The sequence below is a fragment of the Neisseria sp. P0014.S009 genome (assembly GCF_051958155.1).
GTDB lineage: Bacteria > Pseudomonadota > Gammaproteobacteria > Burkholderiales > Neisseriaceae > Neisseria > Neisseria flavescens_C.
Map to the genome: position 1 here is coordinate 36,531 of NZ_JBQCVS010000005.1, position 25,464 is coordinate 61,994.

Sequence of the window (25,464 nt, forward strand, 5' to 3'; positions counted from 1 at the left end):
ATGGAAGCGACACTTTCTTTACAAGCAAATTTATATCCTAAGATTACACCGGCGGGTGCGTATTATGCTGTTTCAAATGATACGCCCAGTGCCAGCAGAACTTTATTGTATGGCCTGTTGCGTGCAGAGCCGTCTGAAACCATCAGCAGCGAAAAAATCTTGGCATGGGCGGATACCAGCGACATCAATACTGCTTTGAACCTGCTGTATCGGCTCCAACGCTTGGAATTTTTGTATGGTGATGAAGAAATCAGTACAGACGATATCCATTTGACTGACGAGCAATTGCCTACATTGTTGGAACAGTTGTCTAATTCTGGCAAAGCTTTATTGGCTGATGAAAATGGTTTGTATTTTGCCAATGCTAATTTCCATCATGAGGCTGCAGAAGAGTTGGGTCTTTTGGCGAGTGAAGTGGCCAAAATGGAAGACAATCACCGTCTTTTGATTCGCAATAACCTGCATATCAATAATAGCGCATGGGGTATTTGTGATCCTTCAGGCCAAAGTGAATTGACCTTTTTCCCTCTGTATATTGGCATGACCAAGCTGATTTTGGTAATTGGCGGAATGCCTGACTTAAATAAAGAGGCTTTTGTTACTTTGGTTAAAGTGCTGTACCACCGATACGGCAGCCGTTGATTTTTGCCTGACCGATATTTATTTTAGAATGGAGCGACTATGCAACAACTATTAATCTCTGTATTAAGCGATTTGAACAATACCTCTGCTGATATCACTGCTTCTGCAGTTATTTCTACAGACGGCCTGCCGATCGCAACCATGCTGCCTTCCCACCTGAATGCAGACCGTGTAGGTGCGATATCGGCAACGCTTTTGGCATTGGGCAATCGTTCCGTACATGAGCTGGCTTGCGGTGAGTTGGATCAGGTAATGGTTAAAGGTAAAAATGGCTATATTCTGTTGAGTCAGGCAGGTGAAAATGCAGTATTGGCATTGATGGCAAAAGAAAGCGGTAAATTGGGCTTGATTTTGTTGGATGCGAAACGTGCGGCCAAACAAATTTCTGAAATCTTATAAAATTTTTATAAATTAAAAAGATATAAAAATATTTTTGTTTTTATATAGATTGTTGCTTGACAGGTTTCTGATATTTTCTATATAATTCCATCTTTAATTCCCCGATAGCTCAGTCGGTAGAGCGACGGACTGTTAATCCGCAGGTCCCTGGTTCGAGCCCAGGTCGGGGAGCCAAATTTAAAAACCACCATATTGCATGGTGGTTTTTATTTTATCTATTTATTAGTATTTTTAAAATATTAGATGATTGTACTCAATTCATTAGTTTTCAGATGGCCTTTTCAATATATTTCAATATCGTACTCATTTTTTAAGCTAAATATAATATCTAGCAAAATAATAATATTTTGGTTGCATCGATGGAAAACTTACATAAATTACATTCTTCATCACGCTTTCGGTTTGCATTAAAAAATGCGGCATGGCATTTGTTGATTAGTTTGATTTTGGCAGGATTGGCCGCTTTGTTGGATTTGGAGTTTGGTATCCTTATCCGTATGCTGAGCTGACAGGCGGATTGGCTTTATATAAACTGGTTATTTCAGTAGATATTGTTTGCGGCCCGTTGCTGACTTTGATTCTTGCCAGTCCGAGCAAGAAACTTAAAGAGAGGATTATTGATTTTTCCTTAATCGGCATAATTCAGCTGGCTGCTTTAATTTACGGTTTGTACAGCGTATCTCTGGCGCGTCCAGTGGTTGCCGCATTCGAAACCGATAGGATGAATGTGGTAACTGCTGCAGAAATTGATGTAAATGATTTGAGCCATGCTCCGAAGGATTTGCAGGATTTATCTTGGTTTGGCGTACGCCGTGTTGGGTTGCGTGAAGCGATGAGCCCGGACGAAGCTAACCAAAGCCTAGATTTGTCTTTGAAAGGCATTGAACCGAGTATGAGGCCTTCTTGGTGGTTGCCAGATTCGCAGCAAGAGCGTGAGAAAATCCGTAAGGCAATGAAACCGTTGTTTGTTTTGGCAAAAGCCCGTGGTATGAATGAGGACTCAATTTTGGAAAAGGCTTCGCTGAGAAATGATGGGAAAGAGTTGTATTTCTTGCCATTTACCAGTGCACGAAGTAAAGAATGGGTTGTGATATTGAATGATCAGACAGATTTCTTGGGTTATGCGCCGATTGATGGTTTTATCAAGTAAGAAAAGGCCTTCTGAAAGCTGGTAAGTGATGGTATAGGCTGTTTTTAAAAGAAAATATGCTGTCAGATTTTGCCTTTCTTTCGTCAAACTGATAAACTGTTTGCCATTGTTGTTGATCGAGGCATAAATTTTTCATGAAAGACGCAGAGCAGAGTAGTTGTTATACCGCTTCTTTCCCTTTATTTATGTCCAAACTTTGGCAGTCTGTCCGTTTTAAGCGGAACGGCTGCCTTTTTGTATTTTAAAGGAACACAGTCATTATGGATTTCAGTTGGTTGGCAGAGCCGCATACTTGGATAGGCTTTGCCACGCTTCTGGTTTTGGAAGTTGTTTTAGGTATTGATAACCTTGTTTTCGTAGCGATTTTGGCAAACAAGGTTAAACCGTCGCAACGTGATAGGGCGCGGATAACGGGCTTGGGTTTGGCCGTTGTTATTCGGATTTTCATGCTGGGCTTTATGGCGCACATCATGACGCTGACGCGTCCTTTGTTTGAGTTGGGCGGCCTGGAGATTTCCGGTAAAGACATGATTATGTTTGCCGGCGGTATTTTCCTGCTTTATAAAGCGACTACCGAGCTGCACGAACGACTTGAAGGCCACAATCAATTTGCTGTTGCTGAAGGGCAGAAGAAGCATTCTGCTTTTTGGGGCGTTGTGGCGCAAATCTTGATTTTGGATGCAGTTTTCTCTATCGATTCTGTTATTACGGCAGTGGCGATGGTGGATCATATTGTGGTGGCAATGGGTGCGGTTGTTGTGGCGATGACGGTGATGATTTCTGCCAGCAAACCGTTGACTGCCTTTGTGGACAAGCATCCAACCATTGTGATGTTGTGTTTGGGTTTCTTGTTGATGATTGGTTTCAGCCTGATTGCAGAAGCCTTCCATTTCCATATTCCGAAAGGCTATTTGTATGCGGCGATTGGCTTCTCGATTTTGATCGAACTGTTTAATCAGGTTTCGCAAAAGAATGCCCGTAAAAATGACTATATCAGCACTTCTTGGCGTAAGCGTACCGCTGAAAATGTGTTGGGCATGATGGGTATCCGCGAAAGCATTTTGGCAAAAGCAGGCGATAATGGCGGTGATGACGAGCATTTTGAAGAAAACGAAAAATCCATGATTCGCAGCGTGCTGACTTTGGCGGAGCGTCCGATTATGGGGGTGATGATTCCACGTCGGGAAATCGAGAAATTGGATATTTCCCAAAGTCGGGAAGAACAAAATGCGCAGTTGAAAAATACGCCGTATAGCCGTTTGTTGGTTGTCGGTAAGGCAGGTGTAGATGAGCCTTTGGGCTATATCAGTAAAAAAGATTTGCTGAACCAGCTGCTTGAATCGGGAGAAATCAATATTCAGACGGCCTTGCGCCAACCGTTGATTTTGCCGGACAGTACGACGGCGTTGAATGCGATTGAATTGTTCCGTCAAAGTAGCGCGGATTATGCGTTGGTAGTGGATGAGTTTGGCGCGGTGTTGGGTATGGTGACCATGAAAGATTTGTTGGAAACTATTGCTGGTGAATTCCCCGAGGAATTCGAGCGTGAGGAAGAAGAAGCTGCTCCGGCCAGTCAGGATGAAACGCTGTCTGTGGATGGTGCATTGGAGTATGTGGAATTGGCTTCTCAATTAAATCTGCCTGCTCAAGAAGAAGACGCAGACTTCCATACCGTTGCCGGCTTGATTATGGAAGAATTGCAAAGTATTCCTGATGTGGGCGATTTCATCGATTACCATGGTTGGCGTTTTGAAGTGGTTGAGAAGGACGGACAACGTATTGCCCGTGTGAAAATCAACCGTTTGCCGGAAGAAGAATAAGTAAAGGCTAATATAGTAAAGGCCGTCTGAAAATGTTCAGACGGCCTTTTTATTGATTCAACTTTAGTTGCCGTAATGTCCTGAGCCTAAGATTCGGTGTGAATGTGCGCCGGTTGCATGGTGGGGATTGCTCGGAACTTGATTGCACCAACAGGCGGCAAGCCAGGCAAAAGCGGCTGCTTCGACCCATTGTGGGTCAAGATGGAGCTTGGCTGTGCTGTGTAATTTGGTGTCGGGAGAAAACAGGTTTTCCAAGTCTTGCATCAAAACCGGATTGCGGATGCCACCGCCGCAGATATAAAGATTATGAATCGCCGGAGCAGCTTGTTTGGTCGCATCAAAAATGGTTTGTGCAGTATAAAAGACCAATGTGCGTATCACATCTTCCGGATTTTCATTACCTTTCAGACGGCCTTGAAGCCAGCTTAGGGAAAACAATTCTCGGCCTGTACTTTTCGGATAAGGGCGGCTGAAGTAAGGATGGTCTAGTAGGGAAGCGAGCAGGTCTGGGAGGACTTTGCCTTGTGCGGCTTTTTCCCCGTTTTTGTCGTAAGGCTGTCGCCAAATATGTTGCATCCATGCATCCATCAGCATATTGCCGGGGCCGGTATCGAAGCCGAAAGAAGGGCTGTCGGGTGGAAGAATGCTGATATTGGAAATGCCGCCAATGTTGAGTACGGCACGAGTTTCATTCGCATCTTGAAACAACGCTTCGTGAAAAGCGGGGACGAGGGGCGCACCTTGACCGTTGCAGGCAAGATCGCGGCTGCGGAAGTCGCCGACCGTGAAAATGCCGGTTAGTTCGGCTAATAGGGGGAGGTTGACCAGTTGAATGCTGTAACCGTGTTCAGGCGCATGGCGGATGGTTTGTCCGTGGCAGCCGATCGCGGCAATGTCTTTGGCCGACAGGTTTTGTCCTGTCAATAGTTGTTGGACGGTTTGGGCGTATAGGCGGCTGAGTGTTTGCGCCAGGATATTGCTTCTGTGCAATTCATTTTCTCCTATGTCTTGCAGTGCCAATAATTCTTGGCGCAGGCCGTCTGAATAGGGTAGAAAGCTGTGGGCAACGGCTCGTTGCCATTGCTTGCCCTGCATTTGAATCAGTACGGCATCGGCACCGTCCATGCTGGTTCCGGACATGATGCCGATATAGTATTGGGGTTGCATTTCGGTTACAGAAAGAGAAGGTAAAACGACATTTTAACGCCTTTTGACGTTTTTACGGGAATTTCGGCATTTAATGTAAATAGTTGGTGCAAGAAAGATTACAAAAAGGTTAAAATAACGTGACTCAACATGTTTTCCAAAAGGAAACTTTCCATGGCTCAAACTCAGTCGAGTGCGAACTTGAAGCTGATTAATACGGTTTTTGCCGCTATGCTTGTGAGCATGGTCGGCTATTTTATTTATTGGGGCCTGGGTTATACCCACTACAACCACTCCGGCCTGTTTATCCTTGCTACCTTTTTCGGCGTCTTCATGGCGTTTAATGTGGGTGGCAACGATATTGCCAACTCTTTCGGTACAAGTGTCGGCTCCGGCACTTTGACCATTCCGCAAGCCTTGCTGATTGCGGCAGTATTTGAAGTCAGCGGCGCAGTGATTGCCGGCGGCGAGGTAACAGATACCATCCGTAAGGGTATTGTCGATTTGAATGGCATGCATCTGGATCCGATGCAGTTTGTTTTTATTATGATGTCTGCGCTTTTGGCTGCGGCATTGTGGCTGCTTTTTGCATCGCGCAAAGGTCTGCCGGTTTCTACGACACATGCCATTATCGGCGGTATCGTCGGTAGCGCCTTGTGTATGGCGGCATTGAACGGTGTGGATTCCGTTGCGCTGATTCAATGGGACAAGTTGGGCGAAATTGCCTTGTCTTGGATTTTGTCTCCGGTTTTGGGCGGCATCGTTTCCTATCTGTTGTTTTCACGAATTAAGAAAAACGTTTTGGACTACAACTCTTGGGCCGATAATACGCTAAAAGGCATCAAGCTGGAGAAGAAAGCCTATAAAGAAGAGCATCGCCAGTTTTTTGAGGCCTTGAGCGAATCTGAAAAAGTCGAATACGCCACCAAAATGGCGCATGATGCCCAAATCTATGATGAGCCGGACTTTGATCCTGAAGAGTTGCAGTCTGAGTATTATCGCGGCCTGTACCGCTTTGACAGCCGTAAGGGCGAAGTAGATTCTTACAAAGCCCTGCATTCCTGGGTGCCGTTTATTGCTTCTGTCGGCGGCATGATGATTGCGGCCATGTTGATTTTCAAAGGTCTGAAAAATCTGCATTTGGGCATGAGCAACGTCAACAGCTTCCTGACCATTTTCATGATCGGTGCGGCTATTTGGATGGGTACGTTTGTATTTGCCAAAAGTTTGAAACGCAAAGATTTGGATAAATCGACTTTCCAAATGTTCTCATGGATGCAGGTATTTACCGCTTGCGGTTTCGCATTCAGCCATGGTGCGAACGATATTGCCAATGCGATTGGTCCGTTTGCCGCGATTATGGATGTGCTGCGTACCAACAGCATTACTGCTCAAAACGCCGTGCCGCCGATTGCCATGTTGACTTTCGGTATCGCTTTGATCGTCGGCTTGTGGTTTGTCGGTAAAGAAGTGATTAAAACCGTAGGCACCAGCTTGGCAGAAATGCACCCCGCGTCAGGCTTCTCAGCCGAGCTTTCTGCCGCCGCTGTTGTGATGGCCGCATCATTTATGGGCTTGCCTGTTTCCAGTACCCATATCTTGGTGGGTGCAGTTTTGGGTATCGGCTTGGTTAACCGCAATGCTAACTGGAAATTGATGAAACCGATCGGCCTTGCTTGGGTAATTACCTTGCCTGCCGCTGCCGTTTTGTCTGTTGTCAGCTATTTGGTTTTGCAAGCCGTGTTTTAAATGACTATTTGATTTCAAAAGGCCGTCTGAAAGATATTTCAGACGGCCTTTTCTTATGTTCATTAAGAGTAGATTTTAGTTTGTTATGAACAAGCAAAGCTATTTTTAATCAGCCCACTATAAGGTTAAGACAGTAAAAAAGCCCCCAATTCATCGACGCTAAAGATGTCGTATTGAATTGGGGTCTTTATTTATTTAGTGCAAGCCTTATCAGGCCGTCTGAACATTATTCGGCAGCTTCGTTGGTCTCAGCTTGTACAGGAGCCGCTTCTGCTTCTGCAGTAGCCTTAGCAGCTTGGCGTTCGGCTTGTGCAGCCAATGCCTGTTGAACGGCTGGGTGCTGTTGGGCGATGGTTTGTTCTTCTGCGCTGACTTCGCCTTTGAAGTGGTTGTTCAAGTCAAAACGTTTGCCGCCGCGAGCCAGGGCTTTCAGATAGCGCGGACGGCGGCAGTGGTTGGCCAGTACGCGTGCAATCAGTGCAGGGTCGTATTGGGGCAGGGCGGCAACCAAGTCTTGGTCGATACCGACAGCCAACGGTTTGAATCGTTTGAAAACATCATATTTGCCGTAAATGTGGTCGGCAATCATGTCTGTCTGTTTTTTCTTGCTCATGGTTTGGACGGCAGATTTCAGCGCAGCGCCCAAAGCGGTTTCTTGTGCCATTGCGGTTGTATTCCTCTAATATAAATCCGTATTTTCGTCATACGGCAATAAGGTGCTATTGTAGTATAAAGACTGTGATTTGGCTAAATTTTTCTGAGAATATTCAGAAATAAACGGTTATTTTTCCAATTTGGCAATGTCCGGTGTATTAACCTGAACATCGGCATTTTGCGCACGATGGCGTAAGGCGTGGTCAATCAATACCAATGCCAGCATGGCTTCTGCAATCGGAGCAGCGCGTAAACCGACGCAGGGGTCGTGGCGGCCGTGTGTGGCAAGTTCGACAGGGTTGCCCTCTATATCAATGCTGTGGCGCGGTGTGGCGATGGAACTGGTCGGTTTGATGGCAATATTCACATGAATGTTTTGTCCGGTGCTGATGCCGCCCAAGATGCCGCCTGAGTGGTTGGACAGGAAGCCTTGAGGCGTGAGCTCGTCGCCATGCTCGCTGCCGCGTTGCGTTACGCTATCAAAACCTGCGCCGATTTCCACGCCTTTGACGGCATTGATGCCCATCATGGCATAGGCAATTTCTGCATCGAGGCGGTCAAAAACCGGTTCGCCCAAGCCGACAGGGACGTTGGTTGCTTCGATATGAAGTTTTGCGCCGACAGAATCCAATGATTTGCGCACGCTGTCCATATAGTTTTCTAAGTCCTCAATTTGGCTTTGGTTTGCTGCAAAAAAAGGATTTTGGGAAATATGTTCGTAGCCTTCAAACTGGATTTCTTTTTCGCCGACTTGGGTAACGTAGGCGGTGATTTCCGTGCCGAATTTTTCTTTCAGCCATTTTTTAGCGACTGCTCCGGCTGCAACACGGGCAGCGGTTTCGCGGGCAGAACTTCTACCGCCGCCGCGATAGTCGCGTGTACCGTATTTGTGCCAGTAGGTGTAATCGGCATGTCCGGGGCGGAAGCTGGTGGCGATATTGCCATAGTCTTTACTGCGTTGGTCGGTATTGCGGATTAGGAGGGCGATGGGTGTGCCGGTGGTTTTGCCTTCGAATACGCCGGAGAGGATTTCGACTTGGTCGGCTTCGCGGCGTTGGGTAACGTGGCGGCTGGTGCCGGGTTTACGACGGTCAAGGTCAAACTGGATATCCGCTTCGCTCAATTCTAGTCCTGGCGGGCAGCCGTCAATGATGCAGCCCAAGCCTGCGCCGTGGCTTTCGCCGAAAGTGGTAACGGTAAAGATTTGTCCGAAGGTATTGCCTGCCATAGGGATACTCTTTTGAAATTGGGGTTGGAAATTTTTTGCTTGTTTGGATAATTCTCAGGCCGTCTGAACAGGGAAACGAGGATCTTTGATTTCGTTGTCACATCTGTTCAGACGGCCTTTTGAGATGACTGCTTAGTTTAATTTACCGTGGCACTGTTTGTATTTCAGGCCGCTGCCGCAAGGGCAAGGATCGTTGCGGTGAACAATCAGGCCGTTTTGTGCAAGCGCTTCAGGGCTGAAGTCTGTGCCGTCAGGGTCGAACGCTTCGGTAACCAAATCGGTTTGCGATTGACCGAGCAATTCTTCCATATCAGGCGCATCGGAGTGGACGGTTTGAACATCGCTGACGCTTTGTGCGGCAGTGTGGTCGTATTCGCTGTTGCGTTCGATTTGAACGGCGGTCAGCAAAGCGGCAATGTTTTGTTTGATGCCGCGCCACAGGTTTTCAAACATAGCGAAAGCTTCGCGTTTGTATTCTTGTTTCGGATTTTTCTGAGCATAGCTGCGCAGATGGATACCTTGGCGCAAGTAGTCCATAGCGGCAAGGTGTTCGCGCCATTGGTTGTCGATAACTTGCAGCATAACATTACGTTCGAAGTCTGACATAGCCTGTTTGCCGACCAATTCGACTTTTTCGGCATACTCGTCTTCGATGCGCTTGATGAGGCGTTCTTTAATGTCTTGGTTGTCCAAAGTGCTGTCTTCTTTCAGCCAGCCTTTAATATCGACATGCAGGCGGAAATCGGCGGCAAGTTGATGCTCCAGTGCCGGAATGTCCCATTGCTCTTCCATGCTGTCAGGCGGGATGTGGTAATCAACCAAGTCACTGATAACGTCGGCGCGGATTTCGCGGGTCAAATCGCTGACGTCTTTGCTGGTCAGGATTTCGTTACGTTGATGGTAAATTACTTTACGTTGGTCATTGGCAACATCATCGTATTCCAAAACCTGTTTACGCATATCGAAGTTGCGGCCTTCGACTTTACGTTGTGCGCCTTCGATTTGACGGGTCAGCAGACCGTGTTCGATGGCAACGCCGCGCTCAGGTGCCAGGCGGTTGAGGATAGCGGCGGCACGGTCGAGTGCGAAGAGGCGCAATAATGGGTCTTCAAACGACAGATAGAAACGGCTGGAGCCGGGGTCACCCTGACGACCGGCACGACCGCGCAACTGGTTGTCGATACGGCGGCTTTCATGGCGTTCTGTACCGATAATGTGCAAACCGCCTGCGGCCACAACTTGGTCGTGTTCAGCTTGCCAACCGCTTTCAAGGGCGGAAATTTGCGCTTGTTTTTGCTGTTCGCTCAGGGTTTCATCGGCGTGGATGGCTTCGATTTGATGTTTGAGGTTGCCACCCAAGACAATATCGGTACCGCGGCCTGCCATGTTGGTGGCAACGGTAATTGCGCCGACTTTACCGGCTTGAGCTACAATCAATGCCTCGCGCTCGTGTTCTTTGGCGTTCAGAACGTTATGCGGCAGACCGGCTTTGTGTAACAAGTCAGAAACCAGTTCGGAGTTTTCGATGCTGGTTGTACCGACCAAAACCGGTTGGCCGTTTTTGTGGCATTCGGCGATGTCTTTGACGACGGCTTCAAATTTTTCTTCGGCTGAGCGGAAGATTTGGTCGTTGAAGTCTTTACGTTGTACAGGACGGTTGGTCGGGATGATGACGGTTTCGAGGTTGTAAATGCTTTGGAACTCGAAGGCTTCGGTGTCGGCCGTACCGGTCATGCCAGACAGTTTGCTGTACAGGCGGAAGTAGTTTTGGAAGGTAATAGATGCAAGCGTTTGGTTTTCGCGTTTGATTTCTACGCCTTCTTTGGCTTCAACGGCTTGGTGCAAGCCTTCGGACCAGCGGCGACCGGCCATCAGACGGCCTGTGAATTCGTCCACAATCACGATTTCGCCGTCTTGGATAACGTAGTGTTGGTCTTTGTGGAACAGGGTGTGCGCGCGCAATGCAGCCATGAGGTGGTGCATCAGGGAAATATTGGCGGCAGAGTAGAGCGAGTCGTTTTCCTGTAATAAGCCCATTTGGGTCAGGATTTGCTCGGCGTGTTCGTGACCGGCTTCGCTCAGAATAACTTGGTGTGCTTTTTCATCCACCCAGTAATCGCCTTCGCCTTCTTCGGTTTCTTGGCGGATAAGGTGGGCCGGAACGGCATCCATCACGCGGTAGAGCTGGATGTTGTCATCTGCCTGGCCGGAAATAATCAGCGGCGTACGCGCTTCGTCGATCAGAATGGAGTCCACTTCGTCGACAACGGCAAAGTTCAATTCGCGCTGAACTTTGTCGTATTGGTCGGTAACCATATTGTCGCGCAGGTAGTCGAAGCCGAATTCGTTGTTGGTACCGTAAGTAATGTCGGCGCCGTAAGCGGTTTGGCGTTCGAAAGGTTGCAAATCGGCTACGATCACGCCGACGCTCAAGCCTAAGAAATTGTACAACGGCTCCATAATGCCTGCGTCACGGGAGGCGAGGTAGTCGTTGACGGTAACGACGTGTACACCTTTTCCTGACAATGCATTCAGGTAAACGGCAAGGGTGGCTACCAGAGTTTTACCTTCACCGGTACGCATTTCGGCGATTTTGCCGTTGTGCAGGACCATACCGCCGATCAGCTGTACATCGAAGTGGCGCATGCCCAATACGCGGCGGGATGCCTCGCGGCAGACGGCAAAGGCTTCAACCAAAATATCATCTAGCGTTTGTCCGTCAGCGAGGCGTTGTTTGAATTCGGCGGTTTTGGCCTGTAAATCTGCGTCGCTCAACGCTTTCATCTGTTCTTCGAGTGCATTGATTTTAGCAACGGATTTACGATATTGTTTCAGCAGGCGGTCGTTGCGGCTGCCGAAGATTTTCTTAGCAATGTTTGTCAGCATGAATAATTCCTGCGCCTTGATATAATAGTGGGCGAAATTGGGATTTTAACACAAGCGCTTGTATAACGCGGTAATGCTGTTTGAAATAAAGGCAGTTTTGCTGTATTTCAATTGTAATTGTTTGGTTAATTTACTGAAAGGCCGTCTGAAACTATGGATTTAGCACAATTAGGGAAGCGCGATCATTTATTGGCGGGCTTGTTGCAACAATCGCAACAATGGCGGAAATTGGATGCAAAAGTCAAAACGGTTTTACCGGTCAACCTGCATCCGCATTTTCAGACGGCCTGTATTGAAGACGGAAGACTGGTTTTGCTGGCCGCCAACAATATGGCTGCTTCGCGTTTGAAAATGATCCTGCCTGCCATGTTGCCCAAGTTGCAAGCGTTACATGACGGAATACGGGAAGTGGCGGTCAGGGTGGTCCCCAAACCTCCTCCTCAGCCGAAAACCAACAGCTTGCGATTGAGCGAGGCTGCTTTGGACAGCTTCGATGCAGCTGCGGCCAAATTGGAAGGTAGGCATCCCGAATTGGCAGCGGCATTGGCAGAATTGGTACGCAAGCACAGCCGCTAAAATCATGCCGGATGAGATTAGGGTTAATAAATGTTAAAACTTATTTCATTTGACCGATAGCATCTAATACTAAAGAAATACGACCTAAACAGTAACTGTTTTCTTTTAGGTAAACTGATGTAAACTTGGCCTGAAACTTTGATTTCGTGTGAAGTTTGTAGCAAAATAACGCCTGAATTTCTTATCGCTCTGCGTGAATAAGTTTAAGTTTGGCATTTGCCTTTGTTAATATATTCGCGCGGGTTCTATTAATAGAACTTAACAAGACTCTCATCATTAGGAGATACATCAATGAAAGCTTATCTGGCTCTGATTTCCGCTGCCGTTATCGGCTTGGCTGCATGCTCTCAAGAAGCTGCAAAACCTGCTGAAGCACCTGCTGCTTCCGCTGCTTCTGAAGCTGCTCCTGCAGAAACTACTGCACCTGCCGATGCCGCTCCTGCCTCTGAAGCTGCTCCAGCCGATGCTGCTGCCGGCAACTGCGCAACTACTGTTGAAGCCAACGACGCTATGCAGTTCAACACTAAAGAAATCCAAGTAAGCAAAGCTTGTAAAGAATTCACCATCACTTTGAAACACACCGGTACCCAACCTAAAGAAAGCATGGGTCACAACATCGTCATCGGTAAAGCCGAAGACATGGACGGTATTTTCAAAGACGGTGCCGGTGCTGCTGCAACTGACTACGTTAAACCTGACGACGCACGCGTTGTTGCCCACACCAAACTGGTTGGCGGCGGCGAAGAAGCTTCCCTGACTCTGGATCCTGCTAAATTGGCTGGCGGCGAATACAAATTCGCTTGTACCTTCCCAGGTCACGGTGCTTTGATGAACGGTAAAGTTACTTTGGTTGACTAATCCGCCTCAAGCTCGAAAACAGACAGCCTGCCTTGCGCAGGCTGTTTTGTTATAATCTGGAAACATTAATTTAAGAATAAAACTTCAAAACCATGAACCCGTTTGAAACCAAAAGCGTTACTTTTGCCGAACCCATTGAAATGCTGTACGCCTGTCATGGCAAAGTGCGCCGTTTCTGCAGCCAGGTTGCCATGTTGTCGGACTATATTGCCGAAAACGGCTGCAATCAAATCGTTTTGCAAACCATCCGCCAGATTGCCCAATATTTTAATGTTGCCGCGCCGTTGCACCATGAAGACGAAGAGGAAAATTTCTTCCCGCTTCTATTGCAATATGCGCCGCAAGCTCAAGAAAGCGTTGACGAGCTTTTGCGCCAACATATCAGCCTGCATAGCAACTGGGCGGCGGTATCCGTCGAATTCGCCAAACTCGAAGCAGACAACGCCTATGTCCCCGATGCGGAAACGTTCAAACGCTTTGTCGCAGGATATGATGTTCATCTGGCGATTGAAGAGCCGCTGTTTGATATGGGCAAAACCTTTATTCCCAAAGAAAAACTGACCGAAATCGGCGAAATTATGGCCGCACGCCGCCGCAAATAAGGCCGTCTGAAATAATCGTCTCAAGGATATATTATGCTGACCCCAAAAAGTTGCGATTTGTTCAATATTCCCTTTTTCCAATTTTCCCAGCTTAAAAAATACCAGCCTGAAAGCATTCCGCAAATTAAGGCAGACTATAAAGAAAACTGGCAGGTATGGCAGCAGCTGATCCAGCAGGTTGCCGCCGAATTGGGCGCGCCGTTTGCGCCGCCGCATATCGAACGCTGGTGTAACGGCTGGCAGGTCCGCGCCCATTTCTTTGCCTATTTCAAATACGAACAATATAAAAATTCCGCAGCGATTTTATCGATTTTGCTCAACCGCCGCCGTTTGAGCGTCAGCTTGGACTGGCATTGCTATAAAGCCGATGTGTCGCCCATTGCGCTGCCTGATTACAACCGCTGGCTGGATAATTTTGATATTGAAAAATACGCTTCCTTCGATATGTGGCACGGTGCGGAAAGTGAATATGACGACTACCGCACCGTCGCCCAACAAAGCGACGGCGATAGAAAGCTTCGAGACGATAAAGATTTCTTCTGTATCGGGAAACACATCGAGCGTGATGATTTAGGCAAGCAGGATGTAGCGAAATGGATAGCGGAAACAGTGGAAGAATTACTGCCGCTGTATGAAGCTTGCCATGGAAAATAACTCAGAATACTGAAAGGCAGACTGCCTATTCAGTATCTTCAAATAAACTCAAGGCCGTCTGAAAATCATATTCAGAACGTTTCAGACGGCCTGTTTCTCAAAGTGAACAAATATGACCGAAACCCAATCCCTAGAGCTTGCCAAAGCGCTGATTTCCCGCCCGTCCGTTACGCCGGATGACCAAAACTGCCAACAACTGCTGGCCGAACGCCTGCAAAAAATCGGTTTTTCCGTAGAAGAGCTTCATTTCGGCGACACCAAAAATGTTTGGTTGCGACGCGGTACTCAGGCTCCGGTGTTTTGCTTTGCCGGACATACCGACGTCGTGCCGACAGGCCCTGTTGAAAAATGGGATTCGCCTCCGTTTGAACCGACCGAGCGTGAAGGCCGTCTGTATGGTCGCGGCGCGGCGGATATGAAAACCAGCATTGCCTGTTTCGTTACCGCCTGTGAGCGTTTCGTTGCCGAACATCCCGATCATCAAGGCAGTATCGCGCTCCTGATTACTTCGGACGAAGAGGGCGATGCGCTGGACGGCACGACCAAAGTCGTCGATGTGTTGAAAGCGCGCGGCGAGCTGATTGATTACTGTATCGTCGGCGAACCGACTGCCGTAGATAAATTGGGCGATATGTTGAAAAACGGCCGCCGCGGCTCACTGTCGGGCAACTTGACCGTCAAAGGCAAGCAAGGCCATATTGCCTATCCGCATTTGGCAATCAATCCCGTGCATACTTTTGCCCCGGCCTTGCTGGAGCTGACACAAGAAGTCTGGGACGAGGGCAACGAATACTTTCCGCCGACCAGTTTCCAAATTTCCAATATCAACGGCGGCACAGGCGCGACCAACGTCATTCCAGGCGAGATGAACGTCAAATTCAATTTCCGTTTTTCTACCGAGTCCACCGAAGAAGGGCTGAAACAACGTGTCCACGCCATTTTAGACAAACACGGCGTGCAATACGATTTGCAGTGGTCTTGCTCAGGTCAGCCGTTCCTGACTCAGGCCGGAAAACTGACCGATGTGGCACGCGAGGCCATTGCCGAGATTTGTGGCGTTGAGGCTGAATTGTCCACTACCGGCGGCACTTCGGACGGACGCTTTATTAAAGCCATTGCTAAAGAACTCATCGAATTAGGCCCGTCCAATGCGACCATCCACCAAATCAACGAAAACGTACGTTTGGAAGATATTCCGAAGCTGTCGGCAGTGTATGAGGGTATGTTGACGCGATTGTTGGCTGAAAAGGCCGTCTGAAAACGACAGAAAGGGTATTGCCCCATCAAAACTGGCATACATTGTGGCAATGCTTTGACTGTCATTAATCGATTTCTTCACTAAAGGTTTCCTATGCAGAAATTTATCTCAGCCCTTGTTGTATTCGGATTGTCATTATCCTTGACAGGTTGTCTTGAATCCGAGCCAAAGCCTCAAGCAGTTTCAATCAATCAAGGAAAAATTTTAGAAAAAAATGTACTGGTGGGATTGTGGCATATTGACGAGTTACCCATGGATGCGCCCCAAAACGCATATTATCTCAGTCGGGTAGAAACAACCGGCTCTGACAATCACATTTATGGAAAGCACATTGAGTTTGATAAAGACGGCAGGTTTAGCAGCAGTTATTCAGCAGAATGCGGTAATGATTGTTTTCCACATTCAGAAGGTCTTTATCGATTTGTAAGTGATGATGAAGTGATTTTGCAAGCGACCAAGGTTGAGCAAAGAGGCTATTGTGGGGAAAGCGGGGAGTTTAACAAGAGCGGCGAGTGGGTCTTGGGAAAATTTAAGATAGAAAAAGACAAAGAATTTGTTGTTTTAAAGAAAATTCTATAATTCCCATTTTGGGATTTTATAAAATTTTTGGACGAGTTTCATTGATAGGGTAGGCGGAAACTTCCAGCCAACCTACATATAAGTTTTAAAGCCGCCGTACCGGATGGTGGAATTTATGATCCGTCGGGTAATAGTTTGGGGGTTTGTTGATTATCGGGAGTAAATGCAGATGATTACTCTGCCTTCTTTAGATGCGCTTCCAGCAAAGTGGAATGAAATCCGAGAGCAGTTGGAAACTGACTTTCCCGTTACTCTCGAAGCCTTGCTGCACGAGCGTCTTACGGAACACGAAGCCAAGCAGTTCGAGCAGGATTTTATCGACCGTATCGGCTGCACGCCCGAAGAATATGTCCGTATCCGCCGAGCCATCCGTCTGTTGGAAGCGCGTTATCCTGATAGTCCGAACGAACTGACTGCGGCCGCGGTTGCCACGCCGTTGGGCGAGATGTTGGCGGTGTTCGGCAGCAAGGGTTTGTGTCTGCTGGAATTTGTCGGGCAGAAACATATGGAACAGGAAATCATGGCTGTCCAAAAAGCTTTGCGCGGGCAGTTCATTTTCCAAGAAAATGAGCAAACGCAACTTTTGCGCCAAGAATTAGATTTATACTTCCAAGGCCGTCTGAAAGTTTTTGCGACGCCTTTGGAAACGATAGGCACGGCCTTTCAGCAGCAGGTATGGAATGCGCTGCTGACTATTCCTTACGGCGAAACGCGCAGCTACAAGGAGCAGGCGCAACAGTTGGGTAATCCTAAGGCTATTCGCGCCGTTGCCGCTGCAAACGGGCAGAATAAGGTGTCTATCTTGATTCCCTGCCACCGCGTTATCGGTAGCGATGGTAAGCTGACCGGCTATGCAGGCGGTTTGAACCGCAAACAATCGTTGCTTGCCTTGGAGCGAGGTGAGGTTCAGACGGCCTTGTTTTGAGAGGATCTGCATTAGGGGCAGGCTTCGCACGCTGAAAAATTGAGTAGCAGAAGGTCGGGGAAGCCCGGAAAAATCTGCATGGAGAAAAATGTTGGGCAATGCCCACGCTAGAAAAAGAGAAATAAGACATGAGCCTGAAAAACCGCCATTTTTTAAAACTTTTGGATTTCACGCCCGAAGAAATTACTGTCTATCTCGACCTTGCCGCCGAATTGAAGGCCGCTAAAAAAGCAGGGCGCGAGGTGCAGCGGATGCAGGGAAAAAACATTGCCCTGATTTTCGAGAAAACATCAACCCGCACCCGTTGCGCGTTTGAAGTGGCTGCGCGTGATCAAGGGGCAGGGGTAACTTATCTGGAGCCGTCTGCCAGCCAAATTGGGCATAAGGAAAGTATTAAGGATACGGCGCGGGTTTTGGGGCGGATGTTTGACGGTATCGAATATCGCGGTTTTGGACAGGATGTAGTGGAAGAGCTGGCCAAGTATGCGGGCGTGCCTGTGTTCAATGGTTTGACCAACGAGTTTCACCCGACTCAAATGCTCGCCGATGCGCTGACGATGCGCGAGCATAGTGATAAGCCTTTGAACCAAATTGCGTTTGCCTATGTCGGTGATGCGCGTTACAACATGGCCAATTCGTTGCTGGTGTTGGCTGCGAAACTGGGCATGGACGTGCGTATCGGTGCACCGAAAAGTTTGTGGCCGTCTGAAAACATTATCGAGACGGTGCAGGCTGTTGCCAAAGAGACCGGTGGACGGATTCTGTTGACGGAGAATGTGCAGGAAGCCGTAAAAGGCGTGGATTTTATCCATACCGATGTGTGGGTCAGTATGGGCGAGCCTAAAGAGGCTTGGCAGGAACGTATTGATTTGCTGAAAGGTTACCGCGTTACCCCCGAATTGATGGCGGCGGCGGAAAATCCGCAAGTCAAGTTTATGCATTGCCTGCCTGCTTTCCATAATCGCAAAACCAAAGTCGGCGAATGGATTTATGAGACATTCGGCCTGAATGGTGTGGAAGTAACGGAAGAAGTCTTTGAAAGCGAAGCCAGCATTGTGTTTGATCAGGCAGAAAACCGGATGCACACGATTAAAGCGGTGATGGTAGCGGCATTGGGCGGTTGAGTTTTGCGCTCAACGCTGCTTACTGCTTCATTTAATAGAGATTAAATAAAGGCCGTCTGAAAGAAAGACTTTCAGACGGCCTTGTCGTTTGCTGATAAGGTTTATTGCCAAATCAGGACTTTGGGTTCGGGCGTTACTTGATAGCCTTCTTGACGCAATAGTTCGATTAGGCCTTTTTCGCTGGATAAATGGGCAATGCCGACAGCAAAGAGGGTGCTTTGTTTGGCGGATTGCTTGCGGATTTCAGGCAGCCATGCCAAGTTGCGGCGGATCAGGAGGTCGTTTTTCAGCCAATCGGACATGGCTTTGGCGTACTTAGTATCAACAAGTTTGAGGGTGCGCTGTTCGGTTTCTTCCAAAAGTGGAATGAGTTCTTCAAAGCGGCCGTCTGAATAGGCTTGATGGAGTTTTTTGATATCTTCGGTTTCTTCTTTATTGGTTTTAATGCTGGCTTTCAGAAAGTTGAGCATGGTTTCTTCAGGCTGTGCTTTGAAGATTGCGGAAACTTCGTCCAAGCTTTCTAATGAACCACGCGGTTTGTTGATATTGACTGCTGCGTTGGTCAGCAACATATCTGCACCGGTTTCTGCGCTATATCCTTGGGGAAATGCGCTGCCGACAAAGACTAATGCCGCCCACGGATGGAGTTTGTCGGCAATTTGGGCAATGGGTCGGCTTTCTTCATTTTTTGAATAGATTTCTTGTAAAAGACGGAAATCTGTTTTGCCAAGCTTGCGGCTGAGTGGTTCGGTACTCATGACTTCCTTGAAGTATTTTTGATACATTTTTTTCGTTTCCGGACTGCTGTCCGGTAGTGGGTCAACTTCTGTCGTCAGTTGGTCGGTGGATTGCAACAGTTTGAGGGCATCGGAAGACAAGGTTTGATTGGTTCGTCCCATGTGGATGGTGCCGAGCAGATAGGAGTCTGGTTGGCCTTCTTTGCTGATTTTCCAGACATTGCTGGTCAGTTTAGGCTGCTGCCAGTTAAGTTCGGCAGGTTTGCTTTCGGGTGAGGTCGCGGCGGGTTTGCAGGCGCCCAAGGCGAGGGCGGTAAATGGTATCAGCAGGCAGGCAAGCAGTTTTTTCATGTTTTTCCTTATTGTGGTGTGCTGTAGGCAAGGGCAATTTAGAAATCGAGCAGGTTTTGAACCGGATGTTCGCCCGTGTCGGTCTTTTCTGTTTTGCGGTTGCGGATTTTGGCTTTCCTGAGGGATAGAAGGTGCATGACTTGATGCTTTTGGCTGTCGGTCATCTGGAGCCAGTACAGGCGCTCTTCCCGGCTGCGCAGGCAGCCTTTGCAATAACCTTTGGCATTGGCTTCGCAGACACCTATACAGGGACTGGGGATGGGGAAAAAATCGGGTTGTTCCATATTTTAAAAGCGTTCGAGACCTGAGACCGGATAAACCAAAATTGCAGACTGCATTTGTATTTGTCTAAACATGATCGGTGTATCCAGCAGGGTTCCTATCAATGTCCAATTGAGTTGATCATTTCAATAAATTTATATCTGCCACCCTAGGCATAAAAAACCTAAGAGAAACCATAAATATATCGCAGAAGAAGTCAGTATCTTCCCTATTGTCAGATTTTTCCAATAAAACCCAAGTAAGAACATTATAAAAATTAAAGGAATTCCAATATAAATACAATATTTAAGCGAACCTAATTCACTGAACACGTTTATAACAGAATAGAGACCGATAAATCCACCTGACCAAAAAACAATTATTGCCGGCCCTAAAAAAATAGCCGTTATTAAATGAGGGAGCAGTATGATTTTTATCCATTCTTTATATTTGTTGTTCATTTTAATCTCAATTACTGCAATGGTATCGTATCGATTCAAATGGGGGGAGCAAAGTATACAGTAACATCTCCAAGAACAATTACGGTATGTTTGACAGAATCATGTTTTAATACATATTTGGAGTTCCGCTATATTTTGATTTTCAGACAACCTATGTTCAGCCCCAACTATCTGCATTTTATGACTTAATCAGTTTGCGCAAAGACTGATTGTTGTATTTGATATCGGCAATCAGCCGGTCATATTGGTGCATTCTACGGAGCGAGCGGGTAATCAGATAGACCGAGAAAATAATCAAGCTGATGTTCATCAGACTGACCAGTACGAGCAAAGGCCAAACATCAACGGCCTCGTACCATTTCGATGTCGCAATCAGCGCACTGAAAATAGACAAAGGGAGTGCGAAAACGGCAATACCTGTACGCATGATAGCAAGTGCCGTGCGTTTTTCAGCAAGGAGAAGCTGTACTTGATTGATGCTGAGGATATCGTTTTGCTGTTCGGTAACCATAGGATACGCGCCTATACAAATTAACTTTGAATTCTGATAAAGCGGAAAATATGGTTTTATGTTACCCGAAAGTATTGAAAATAAAAACAAAGGTCGTCTGAAAATTTTCAGACGACCTTATATATTGCGTTCCATCAGGGGCGCATATTTTTAATTCTTGTAAAGCCCCTTAACTCTATCCAGTGAAGGGGCTTAATCATGTTTATTTTCTATACCGTCAATCCCGAACCCTTATCTTTCCCGAAAGCATACATCTTGAAAGTGTTCAGGGATAAAGACAACGAATCCCAATGCATCAAAACAGTTTGTTTCCCTATCTGCAATCCGACTTTGAAACAAAAAACCGAAAACGAAGCGTATGAATGCGGCAGATTGTTTGTAAAAGAACTGATGGATAAGGAATGCAACCGTGAAATCTTGGGAAGATAAAGCCGTGGCGGTGGGCGCAGATATGGTGGACGCGCCAGCGGACGCCAAGGCTGCGCCAACCGCCGAAGGCTGCCCCCCTAGGCTAATAGGGGGGGAGCAAAATAAAACCCCTAATCCGAAGGGTGCGGAAAAATCGGATAACCAAGATTTTGAGTTTGAATATTTCAGCCATTTCGTATCGGATGGAAAAGGCAAATTCATTGAAATACCGTTAAGAAGAGGAAGGGATGACGGTGCATTTATTGACCAAATCACTTTCACAATTCATGAAGACAGTTTGCCTAAAGTAACAGGTAAAGGATTGGTATCAGATACAGAATTTATTGTGAAGTATAGCGAGCTGTTAGAAGAAATTTTAGGTTTTGGTATTACCCAAAAACTACCGTTCAAAGGAAAGTTTTTCTATAAAAGCTGTTACCAACTCGGCCCGGATAACGTCGAATATGGCAAGGTTCATTACGGCGGTCAGCGAGAAACAATGCTGGTTGAATTGAATGGTACAGGTTGCCAGGCTGCTATACCCGGTTGGGAAAACCGACTGTATGAGTTTTTAAGTAAGTGCATACGTCCAAAAATTACCCGTGTTGATGTGGCCCATGATTTTTTTAACGGCGAATACACACCCGATCAAGCATTACTTGATCATGATAACGGTCATTTTGACGTTCATAACATGAGGCCAAAAAGCGAATGCCGCGGTACTGCATGGCGCACTGATGATGGTAGCGGCAAAACATTTTATGTAGGTAAACGCGGCAATTCTAAATTCACTCGAGTTTATGAGAAAGGAAAACAATTCGGCGATGTCAACAGTCCATGGGTCAGGTTTGAAACTGAATTTCGGGCAGGCGATATAGAAATCCCCTTAGATGTTTTGCTTTATCCCGGTTCGTATCTTGGTGGTGCTTACCCGATATATTCGGCGATATTCAAAACAGAAGCCAAGCGGATGGATGCCAAGACAGAAACAGTAAATTTATCTTTCGATCATAAACTGTTCCATGCGCGTAATCAGGTAGGAAAGATGGTTAATTTCCTCCGCGATATAGGCTGGGATGATACAAAAATTGTCGATGAACTTGTAAAAGGCATTGAAGGTTATCCCAAAGGTTTACAACCTGAACAATACGACTGTAGAGATCAGACACAAAAGATTCAGTATATACACGAAGAGCAAAAAGCAATTGATGATTTGAACATGCAAACATTACTTGATGATTTGCTTGATGAGAAAGAAACCGCATTCCCACAAGATAGGGAAAAACAACACATTAAAGACATCGAACTCGAAGAGAAAATTATTTCAAATTTTTTAAACAAGTAAAGGAAATTCAAAATGTTTGAGCAAAGCCAAGTAACCACGTATTCAGCAACCTTGTTGGGTGCAAAACAATTTAAAGGCGAAATCGACGGTAACAAAATCGATTCTTGCACAGTTTTGGTAGCCAGCCCAATGCCGTCAAACGGCAATGCCGTAGGCTTTACCGCAGCAAGCATGAAATTTGGCGATAGCCATAATTTCGAAAAGCTGAAAAATCTCAAGTTCCCATGCGCGGTTGATGTAACCGTAGCAATGGAATCAACAGGTAAAGGCCTCGTTCCTAAATTGCTTGATTTCCAAGTTAAAGGCGCAGCGCCCAAAGCCTAAGGAAGGCTGGATCATGAGTAAGTATCAGCAAAAATTTATTGTTCAAGAACTTGAAAATCATGAATTCATCTATCCCGATCCATTCGGCGATATTGGTTTCACGCCTAACATTAAATCTGCCGGTCAATATGAAAGTTATGAAGATGCTTTCAGTTCGGCGATTGAAGAAATCGGCGGCGAATTTTTAATTTTCAGTTTTTATACAAAAGAAGATTAATTTTAAGAGGCTCGGCGGGCGGTCTCTAAAACCTTCACATAGCCCGCAAACACATTTTTTTAAACATTTCGTAAAGGAAAACATCATGAAATTGATGAATACTTGCCGTAAATACGGCGCAAAATTGGCTGTTGCTGCCGCTGTTCCATTGGCTTTTGCTACTCAAGCATGGGCTGAAGTTCCTGAAAGCGTTAAAACCGACTTGGAAACTGCAAAGACTGACGCATTATCTGTTGCGGCAATCGTACTGGGTATTATCGCTTCAATCTTCGCTATCCAGCTGATCCGCCGCGTATTGCGCTAATTTGAAGCATATTTCAGACGACCCCTTAAAGGTCGTCTGAATACTAATTGACATGAGAATTTAAATAATGGGCTACCAAGTCGGAAATAATTGTTACGCAACCCGTCAGGATGCCGAAAACGTCTATTTCAGTTTAGTGCCTCCCAAAATTGGTGATGACGGAAAGCTATATCAGCTTAATTTTACTAAGTTTGGCTGGAAATATGGGGAGCAGATTTTAAAAGCTGAATTGCCAGAATGTAACCCGATAGACAGCATGAAAGACGGATCCTATATAGGCTGGTCAGTTGTTGCCATCATGGCAGCGGTTTGGGGTATTAGGTTGATATGGCAGAAATTGAGGTAGTACCATGATGGATTTTTATTTTTATCTTGGTGTGTTTGTTCCGGTCGTGGTGGGCTGGATGATTTTTAAATGACGTGGCTATATAATCTAACTTTCAGCAACCATTACGAAAGTTAGCATTATGTTTATTAGAATTTTTAATCTTGTTTTTTTTATTCTATATACATTTCATTTTTTAAATATTATTTTTATTCCTAATGAAATTAGATATTCAATTATGGCATTGTATCTAGTTATTAATTTATTAGGTTTTATTCAAAAAAAATCTAAATCTAATATTAAATTTTCTGATAATGATGACTTTTATTTAATGAATACAACTCCAAAAAAACCAAGCCCTAAAGATCCTGATATGGTTAAGTTTATGTCTGATTTAAATGAATCCATAGAGAATAAGAAAATAGAGAAAATAAAAGTTAAAAATGAATAAATTTATCATTCCGTTATTAGTTTTATTTACTTCTAGCTTTGCTATTGCTGGCGAAATTCAAGTTAATAATTCAAAGAATATCACTTATACAAAACAACATACTGAACATTGGGATAAAAAACCGTGGGCGCGTTCTGTATCTGATAATTCGTATAGAAAATTTCAAACCGAGGCAATGAAGGCTAGATATGAAGGCTATTTGTCAAAACAGACTGTAAGTGCAACTGTTGAAGCCCAAGTATCCCGCAAAGCCGTCCTTTCAGGCGCATTTGGCCTGGTAAAAAAAGGAGCAGCATTAGGAACACGTTTAAGCGGTTGGGGTACAGCTGCTTATTTTGCTTACGAGGCCTATCAAGCTGTTAAATCTCCGTTGGAAAGTGAAGGCTACAAATGGAATGAAGCTAGCGAAGAATTTTTAAAAGAATGGCCGGCGAGGAATTGTATTTATAATTCACGAGATGAGGTTATTACAGCTTGTTATGGTGTTGATAGTTCTATATTAAGAACTTATTACACAGGGGGACAAAGCGAAAAAGAAGCTTTCCAATTGATGAAATCACAAATGGAAAAAATAGCTAGAACTTATTGGGAGAAAGAAAAAAAAGAACGTGATAAAGATTCAACTTTTAAATATTGGGAGTATTTTAATTTTACTGGATGTGAGTTCGATTGGAACGGAGGTTCATGTACTGTATCAAGAGGAGATGATAATAGAGAAGGAGTTATTTTTAGTTTAAGAAGGAATGACACAGAAGTTTTAACTAAAGAAAAATTCCTACAAATCGCTACCACATCTATAGACTCAAACCCTACGCCTTTTGTAGAAGGAACGGGTAAACCTGAATATAAAGAAAATATCAAAGTCCCTGCCGGTACTGTTGTAACCATTGGCCCTGTCACTCCCGAAAACGGCAAACCGGTTCAAATTACCATAACTTTCGGCAAAGACTCCAACGGCAATACAACGGCAGAAGTCGCAACTACTCAACGTCCCGATCTGACACCGGGCGGATCTGAAGCACCCAATACAAAGCCTGATCCAGATCCTACGCCTAATCCTGACGGAAAGCCTGATAAAAAGCCGGATGATAAACCCGATTCCGATGATAAGCCTGATAAACGTCCAGATGATAAACCTGATCCGGATGATGATCCATCTGATAAAGATAAAGACAAAAGAAAAGAAGACAAAAAAGATGACAAGAAAGAAGAATCCAAAGGGTTACTCTGTAATATTTTCCCTGACATATTAGCTTGTTCAGAAAAAGGCGATGTAGAGGAACAAGAAGAACCTTTCAAAATTCATCATACAAATAACGATACAACATTTAGCACTGATTTCTTCCTACCCGATAATGGTGTTTGCCCTGCTCCAAGAACTGCAACCTATTTGGGCATAACCATGGAATTTAAATATGACATGATTTGTAATTTTGCCGAAATGATCCGATTTCTTGTGATTGGTATCGCTGCGGTAGCAGCAGCATATATCATGTTTTCAAGTAGAAAGGACTAAAGC

Annotated in this window: 27 protein-coding genes, 1 tRNA gene and 1 pseudogene; 22 read left to right on the forward strand and 7 right to left on the reverse strand. The window is 45.9% G+C overall.

Annotated elements, in window-relative coordinates; translation table 11 throughout:
* From ACTHS4_RS05340 to ACTHS4_RS05360, 5 genes and pseudogenes are all read left to right on the forward strand, one after another.
* Positions 1-642 (forward strand): peptidase M23, encoded by a 642-nt coding sequence (locus ACTHS4_RS05340; protein WP_070584884.1) that lies wholly within the window; start codon positions 1-3, stop codon positions 640-642.
* A gap of 39 nt (positions 643-681) precedes the next feature.
* Entirely contained in the window at positions 682-1,041 is a 360-nt protein-coding gene (locus ACTHS4_RS05345; RefSeq protein ID WP_070825958.1) for a roadblock/LC7 domain-containing protein, read from the forward strand.
* Positions 1,042-1,139: 98 nt separating this feature from the next.
* Positions 1,140-1,215 (forward strand) — tRNA-Asn (locus ACTHS4_RS05350).
* Positions 1,216-1,400: 185 nt separating this feature from the next.
* Positions 1,401-2,191 (forward strand): annotated as a pseudogene (locus ACTHS4_RS05355) (fimb protein).
* Between the two features lie 260 nt (positions 2,192-2,451).
* Positions 2,452-4,011, forward strand: coding sequence for a TerC family protein (locus ACTHS4_RS05360; protein ID WP_070825959.1), 1,560 nt, complete (start codon positions 2,452-2,454; stop codon positions 4,009-4,011).
* Between the two features lie 63 nt (positions 4,012-4,074).
* Here ACTHS4_RS05360 and ACTHS4_RS05365 read toward each other — a convergent pair whose 3' ends face one another.
* A complete protein-coding gene (locus ACTHS4_RS05365; RefSeq protein WP_371460389.1) occupies positions 4,075-5,178 on the reverse strand; it encodes an anhydro-N-acetylmuramic acid kinase in 1,104 nt (367 codons plus the stop codon).
* A gap of 153 nt (positions 5,179-5,331) precedes the next feature.
* Between ACTHS4_RS05365 and ACTHS4_RS05370 the strand changes: the two genes are divergently transcribed.
* A complete protein-coding gene (locus ACTHS4_RS05370) occupies positions 5,332-6,906 on the forward strand; it encodes an inorganic phosphate transporter (RefSeq protein WP_371460390.1) in 1,575 nt (524 codons plus the stop codon).
* Between the two features lie 226 nt (positions 6,907-7,132).
* Here the strand turns inward: ACTHS4_RS05370 and ACTHS4_RS05375 are convergent, their stop codons facing one another.
* From ACTHS4_RS05375 to secA, 3 genes are all read right to left on the reverse strand, one after another.
* The gene (locus ACTHS4_RS05375) at positions 7,133-7,570 is read right to left on the reverse strand and encodes a ProQ/FINO family protein (RefSeq protein WP_440365577.1); all 438 of its coding nucleotides are present in this window, start codon (positions 7,568-7,570) and stop codon (positions 7,133-7,135) included.
* A 117-nt stretch (positions 7,571-7,687) separates the two neighbouring features.
* A complete protein-coding gene (aroC, locus tag ACTHS4_RS05380) occupies positions 7,688-8,788 on the reverse strand; it encodes a chorismate synthase (protein WP_070825961.1) in 1,101 nt (366 codons plus the stop codon).
* Positions 8,789-8,920: 132 nt separating this feature from the next.
* Positions 8,921-11,674, reverse strand: a complete 2,754-nt coding sequence (gene secA, locus ACTHS4_RS05385; protein WP_070825962.1) for a preprotein translocase subunit SecA — start codon at positions 11,672-11,674, stop codon at positions 8,921-8,923.
* 153 nt (positions 11,675-11,827) lie between these two features.
* Between secA and ACTHS4_RS05390 the strand changes: the two genes are divergently transcribed.
* The 8 genes from ACTHS4_RS05390 to argF all read left to right on the forward strand — a co-directional run bounded on the left by ACTHS4_RS05390 (position 11,828) and on the right by argF (position 18,250).
* Positions 11,828-12,250: a DciA family protein gene (locus tag ACTHS4_RS05390; RefSeq protein WP_371460392.1), complete on the forward strand. Its 423-nt coding sequence runs from the start codon at positions 11,828-11,830 to the stop codon at positions 12,248-12,250.
* 291 nt (positions 12,251-12,541) lie between these two features.
* On the forward strand, positions 12,542-13,108 hold the full coding sequence (azu, locus tag ACTHS4_RS05395; RefSeq protein ID WP_371460393.1) for an azurin: 567 nt from the start codon (positions 12,542-12,544) through the stop codon (positions 13,106-13,108).
* Between the two features lie 92 nt (positions 13,109-13,200).
* Entirely contained in the window at positions 13,201-13,710 is a 510-nt protein-coding gene (locus ACTHS4_RS05400) for a hemerythrin domain-containing protein (RefSeq protein ID WP_440365578.1), read from the forward strand.
* A gap of 33 nt (positions 13,711-13,743) precedes the next feature.
* Complete coding sequence (locus tag ACTHS4_RS05405) at positions 13,744-14,364, forward strand: glucose-6-phosphate 1-dehydrogenase family protein (RefSeq protein WP_300483017.1); 621 nt, start codon at positions 13,744-13,746, stop codon at positions 14,362-14,364.
* A gap of 112 nt (positions 14,365-14,476) precedes the next feature.
* Positions 14,477-15,622, forward strand: coding sequence for a succinyl-diaminopimelate desuccinylase (dapE, locus tag ACTHS4_RS05410; protein ID WP_371460396.1), 1,146 nt, complete (start codon positions 14,477-14,479; stop codon positions 15,620-15,622).
* 93 nt (positions 15,623-15,715) lie between these two features.
* Positions 15,716-16,201 carry a hypothetical protein gene (locus ACTHS4_RS05415; protein WP_070825965.1) on the forward strand — a complete coding sequence of 162 codons (486 nt, stop codon included), beginning with the start codon at positions 15,716-15,718 and terminating at the stop codon, positions 16,199-16,201.
* A gap of 169 nt (positions 16,202-16,370) precedes the next feature.
* The gene (locus ACTHS4_RS05420; protein ID WP_070825966.1) at positions 16,371-17,126 is read left to right on the forward strand and encodes a methylated-DNA--[protein]-cysteine S-methyltransferase; all 756 of its coding nucleotides are present in this window, start codon (positions 16,371-16,373) and stop codon (positions 17,124-17,126) included.
* 128 nt (positions 17,127-17,254) lie between these two features.
* Complete coding sequence (gene argF / locus ACTHS4_RS05425) at positions 17,255-18,250, forward strand: ornithine carbamoyltransferase (RefSeq protein WP_070825967.1); 996 nt, start codon at positions 17,255-17,257, stop codon at positions 18,248-18,250.
* Positions 18,251-18,351: 101 nt separating this feature from the next.
* On the opposite strand, the gene ACTHS4_RS05430 is transcribed toward argF, so the two are convergent.
* From ACTHS4_RS05430 to ACTHS4_RS05440, 3 genes are all read right to left on the reverse strand, one after another.
* A complete protein-coding gene (locus ACTHS4_RS05430) occupies positions 18,352-19,338 on the reverse strand; it encodes a TraB/GumN family protein (protein WP_070826648.1) in 987 nt (328 codons plus the stop codon).
* Positions 19,339-19,376: 38 nt separating this feature from the next.
* Positions 19,377-19,622, reverse strand: a complete 246-nt coding sequence (locus ACTHS4_RS05435) for a DUF1289 domain-containing protein (RefSeq protein WP_070826647.1) — start codon at positions 19,620-19,622, stop codon at positions 19,377-19,379.
* Positions 19,623-20,238: 616 nt separating this feature from the next.
* On the reverse strand, positions 20,239-20,571 hold the full coding sequence (locus tag ACTHS4_RS05440) for a hypothetical protein (RefSeq protein WP_049331146.1): 333 nt from the start codon (positions 20,569-20,571) through the stop codon (positions 20,239-20,241).
* Positions 20,572-20,769: 198 nt separating this feature from the next.
* Between ACTHS4_RS05440 and ACTHS4_RS05445 the strand changes: the two genes are divergently transcribed.
* The 8 genes from ACTHS4_RS05445 to ACTHS4_RS05480 all read left to right on the forward strand — a co-directional run bounded on the left by ACTHS4_RS05445 (position 20,770) and on the right by ACTHS4_RS05480 (position 25,461).
* A complete protein-coding gene (locus ACTHS4_RS05445; protein ID WP_440365579.1) occupies positions 20,770-21,000 on the forward strand; it encodes a hypothetical protein in 231 nt (76 codons plus the stop codon).
* Positions 21,001-21,022: 22 nt separating this feature from the next.
* On the forward strand, positions 21,023-22,324 hold the full coding sequence (locus ACTHS4_RS05450) for a replication initiation factor domain-containing protein (protein ID WP_440365589.1): 1,302 nt from the start codon (positions 21,023-21,025) through the stop codon (positions 22,322-22,324).
* A gap of 12 nt (positions 22,325-22,336) precedes the next feature.
* Positions 22,337-22,648, forward strand: a complete 312-nt coding sequence (locus ACTHS4_RS05455) for a hypothetical protein (protein ID WP_049344888.1) — start codon at positions 22,337-22,339, stop codon at positions 22,646-22,648.
* 13 nt (positions 22,649-22,661) lie between these two features.
* Positions 22,662-22,865 (forward strand): hypothetical protein, encoded by a 204-nt coding sequence (locus ACTHS4_RS05460; RefSeq protein WP_049336678.1) that lies wholly within the window; start codon positions 22,662-22,664, stop codon positions 22,863-22,865.
* A gap of 85 nt (positions 22,866-22,950) precedes the next feature.
* The gene (locus ACTHS4_RS05465) at positions 22,951-23,169 is read left to right on the forward strand and encodes a major capsid protein (protein ID WP_049344887.1); all 219 of its coding nucleotides are present in this window, start codon (positions 22,951-22,953) and stop codon (positions 23,167-23,169) included.
* Positions 23,170-23,236: 67 nt separating this feature from the next.
* Positions 23,237-23,515 carry a hypothetical protein gene (locus ACTHS4_RS05470; protein WP_036472918.1) on the forward strand — a complete coding sequence of 93 codons (279 nt, stop codon included), beginning with the start codon at positions 23,237-23,239 and terminating at the stop codon, positions 23,513-23,515.
* Positions 23,516-23,636: 121 nt separating this feature from the next.
* Positions 23,637-23,945, forward strand: a complete 309-nt coding sequence (locus tag ACTHS4_RS05475; RefSeq protein ID WP_070646581.1) for a hypothetical protein — start codon at positions 23,637-23,639, stop codon at positions 23,943-23,945.
* Positions 23,938-25,461: an IgG-binding virulence factor TspB family protein gene (locus tag ACTHS4_RS05480; RefSeq protein WP_440365580.1), complete on the forward strand. Its 1,524-nt coding sequence runs from the start codon at positions 23,938-23,940 to the stop codon at positions 25,459-25,461. The genes ACTHS4_RS05475 and ACTHS4_RS05480 overlap by 8 nt, the downstream gene beginning before the upstream one ends.
* The last annotated feature ends 3 nt before the right edge of the window (positions 25,462-25,464 follow it).

Bases quoted from the DNA above. Each gene is read 5' to 3' on its own strand.
- ACTHS4_RS05340 (WP_070584884.1), top strand. From the start codon at position 1: ATGGAAGCGACACTTTCTTTACAAGCAAATTTATATCCTAAGATTACA.
- ACTHS4_RS05345 (WP_070825958.1), top strand. From the start codon at position 682: ATGCAACAACTATTAATCTCTGTATTAAGCGATTTGAACAATACCTCT.
- ACTHS4_RS05360 (WP_070825959.1), top strand. From the start codon at position 2,452: ATGGATTTCAGTTGGTTGGCAGAGCCGCATACTTGGATAGGCTTTGCC.
- ACTHS4_RS05365 (WP_371460389.1), bottom strand. From the start codon at position 5,178: ATGCAACCCCAATACTATATCGGCATCATGTCCGGAACCAGCATGGAC.
- ACTHS4_RS05370 (WP_371460390.1), top strand. From the start codon at position 5,332: ATGGCTCAAACTCAGTCGAGTGCGAACTTGAAGCTGATTAATACGGTT.
- ACTHS4_RS05375 (WP_440365577.1), bottom strand. From the start codon at position 7,570: ATGGCACAAGAAACCGCTTTGGGCGCTGCGCTGAAATCTGCCGTCCAA.
- aroC (WP_070825961.1), bottom strand. From the start codon at position 8,788: ATGGCAGGCAATACCTTCGGACAAATCTTTACCGTTACCACTTTCGGC.
- secA (WP_070825962.1), bottom strand. From the start codon at position 11,674: ATGCTGACAAACATTGCTAAGAAAATCTTCGGCAGCCGCAACGACCGC.
- ACTHS4_RS05390 (WP_371460392.1), top strand. From the start codon at position 11,828: ATGGATTTAGCACAATTAGGGAAGCGCGATCATTTATTGGCGGGCTTG.
- azu (WP_371460393.1), top strand. From the start codon at position 12,542: ATGAAAGCTTATCTGGCTCTGATTTCCGCTGCCGTTATCGGCTTGGCT.
- ACTHS4_RS05400 (WP_440365578.1), top strand. From the start codon at position 13,201: ATGAACCCGTTTGAAACCAAAAGCGTTACTTTTGCCGAACCCATTGAA.
- ACTHS4_RS05405 (WP_300483017.1), top strand. From the start codon at position 13,744: ATGCTGACCCCAAAAAGTTGCGATTTGTTCAATATTCCCTTTTTCCAA.
- dapE (WP_371460396.1), top strand. From the start codon at position 14,477: ATGACCGAAACCCAATCCCTAGAGCTTGCCAAAGCGCTGATTTCCCGC.
- ACTHS4_RS05415 (WP_070825965.1), top strand. From the start codon at position 15,716: ATGCAGAAATTTATCTCAGCCCTTGTTGTATTCGGATTGTCATTATCC.
- ACTHS4_RS05420 (WP_070825966.1), top strand. From the start codon at position 16,371: ATGATTACTCTGCCTTCTTTAGATGCGCTTCCAGCAAAGTGGAATGAA.
- argF (WP_070825967.1), top strand. From the start codon at position 17,255: ATGAGCCTGAAAAACCGCCATTTTTTAAAACTTTTGGATTTCACGCCC.
- ACTHS4_RS05430 (WP_070826648.1), bottom strand. From the start codon at position 19,338: ATGAAAAAACTGCTTGCCTGCCTGCTGATACCATTTACCGCCCTCGCC.
- ACTHS4_RS05435 (WP_070826647.1), bottom strand. From the start codon at position 19,622: ATGGAACAACCCGATTTTTTCCCCATCCCCAGTCCCTGTATAGGTGTC.
- ACTHS4_RS05440 (WP_049331146.1), bottom strand. From the start codon at position 20,571: ATGGTTACCGAACAGCAAAACGATATCCTCAGCATCAATCAAGTACAG.
- ACTHS4_RS05445 (WP_440365579.1), top strand. From the start codon at position 20,770: ATGTTTATTTTCTATACCGTCAATCCCGAACCCTTATCTTTCCCGAAA.
- ACTHS4_RS05450 (WP_440365589.1), top strand. From the start codon at position 21,023: ATGGTGGACGCGCCAGCGGACGCCAAGGCTGCGCCAACCGCCGAAGGC.
- ACTHS4_RS05455 (WP_049344888.1), top strand. From the start codon at position 22,337: ATGTTTGAGCAAAGCCAAGTAACCACGTATTCAGCAACCTTGTTGGGT.
- ACTHS4_RS05460 (WP_049336678.1), top strand. From the start codon at position 22,662: ATGAGTAAGTATCAGCAAAAATTTATTGTTCAAGAACTTGAAAATCAT.
- ACTHS4_RS05465 (WP_049344887.1), top strand. From the start codon at position 22,951: ATGAAATTGATGAATACTTGCCGTAAATACGGCGCAAAATTGGCTGTT.
- ACTHS4_RS05470 (WP_036472918.1), top strand. From the start codon at position 23,237: ATGGGCTACCAAGTCGGAAATAATTGTTACGCAACCCGTCAGGATGCC.
- ACTHS4_RS05475 (WP_070646581.1), top strand. From the start codon at position 23,637: ATGTTTATTAGAATTTTTAATCTTGTTTTTTTTATTCTATATACATTT.
- ACTHS4_RS05480 (WP_440365580.1), top strand. From the start codon at position 23,938: ATGAATAAATTTATCATTCCGTTATTAGTTTTATTTACTTCTAGCTTT.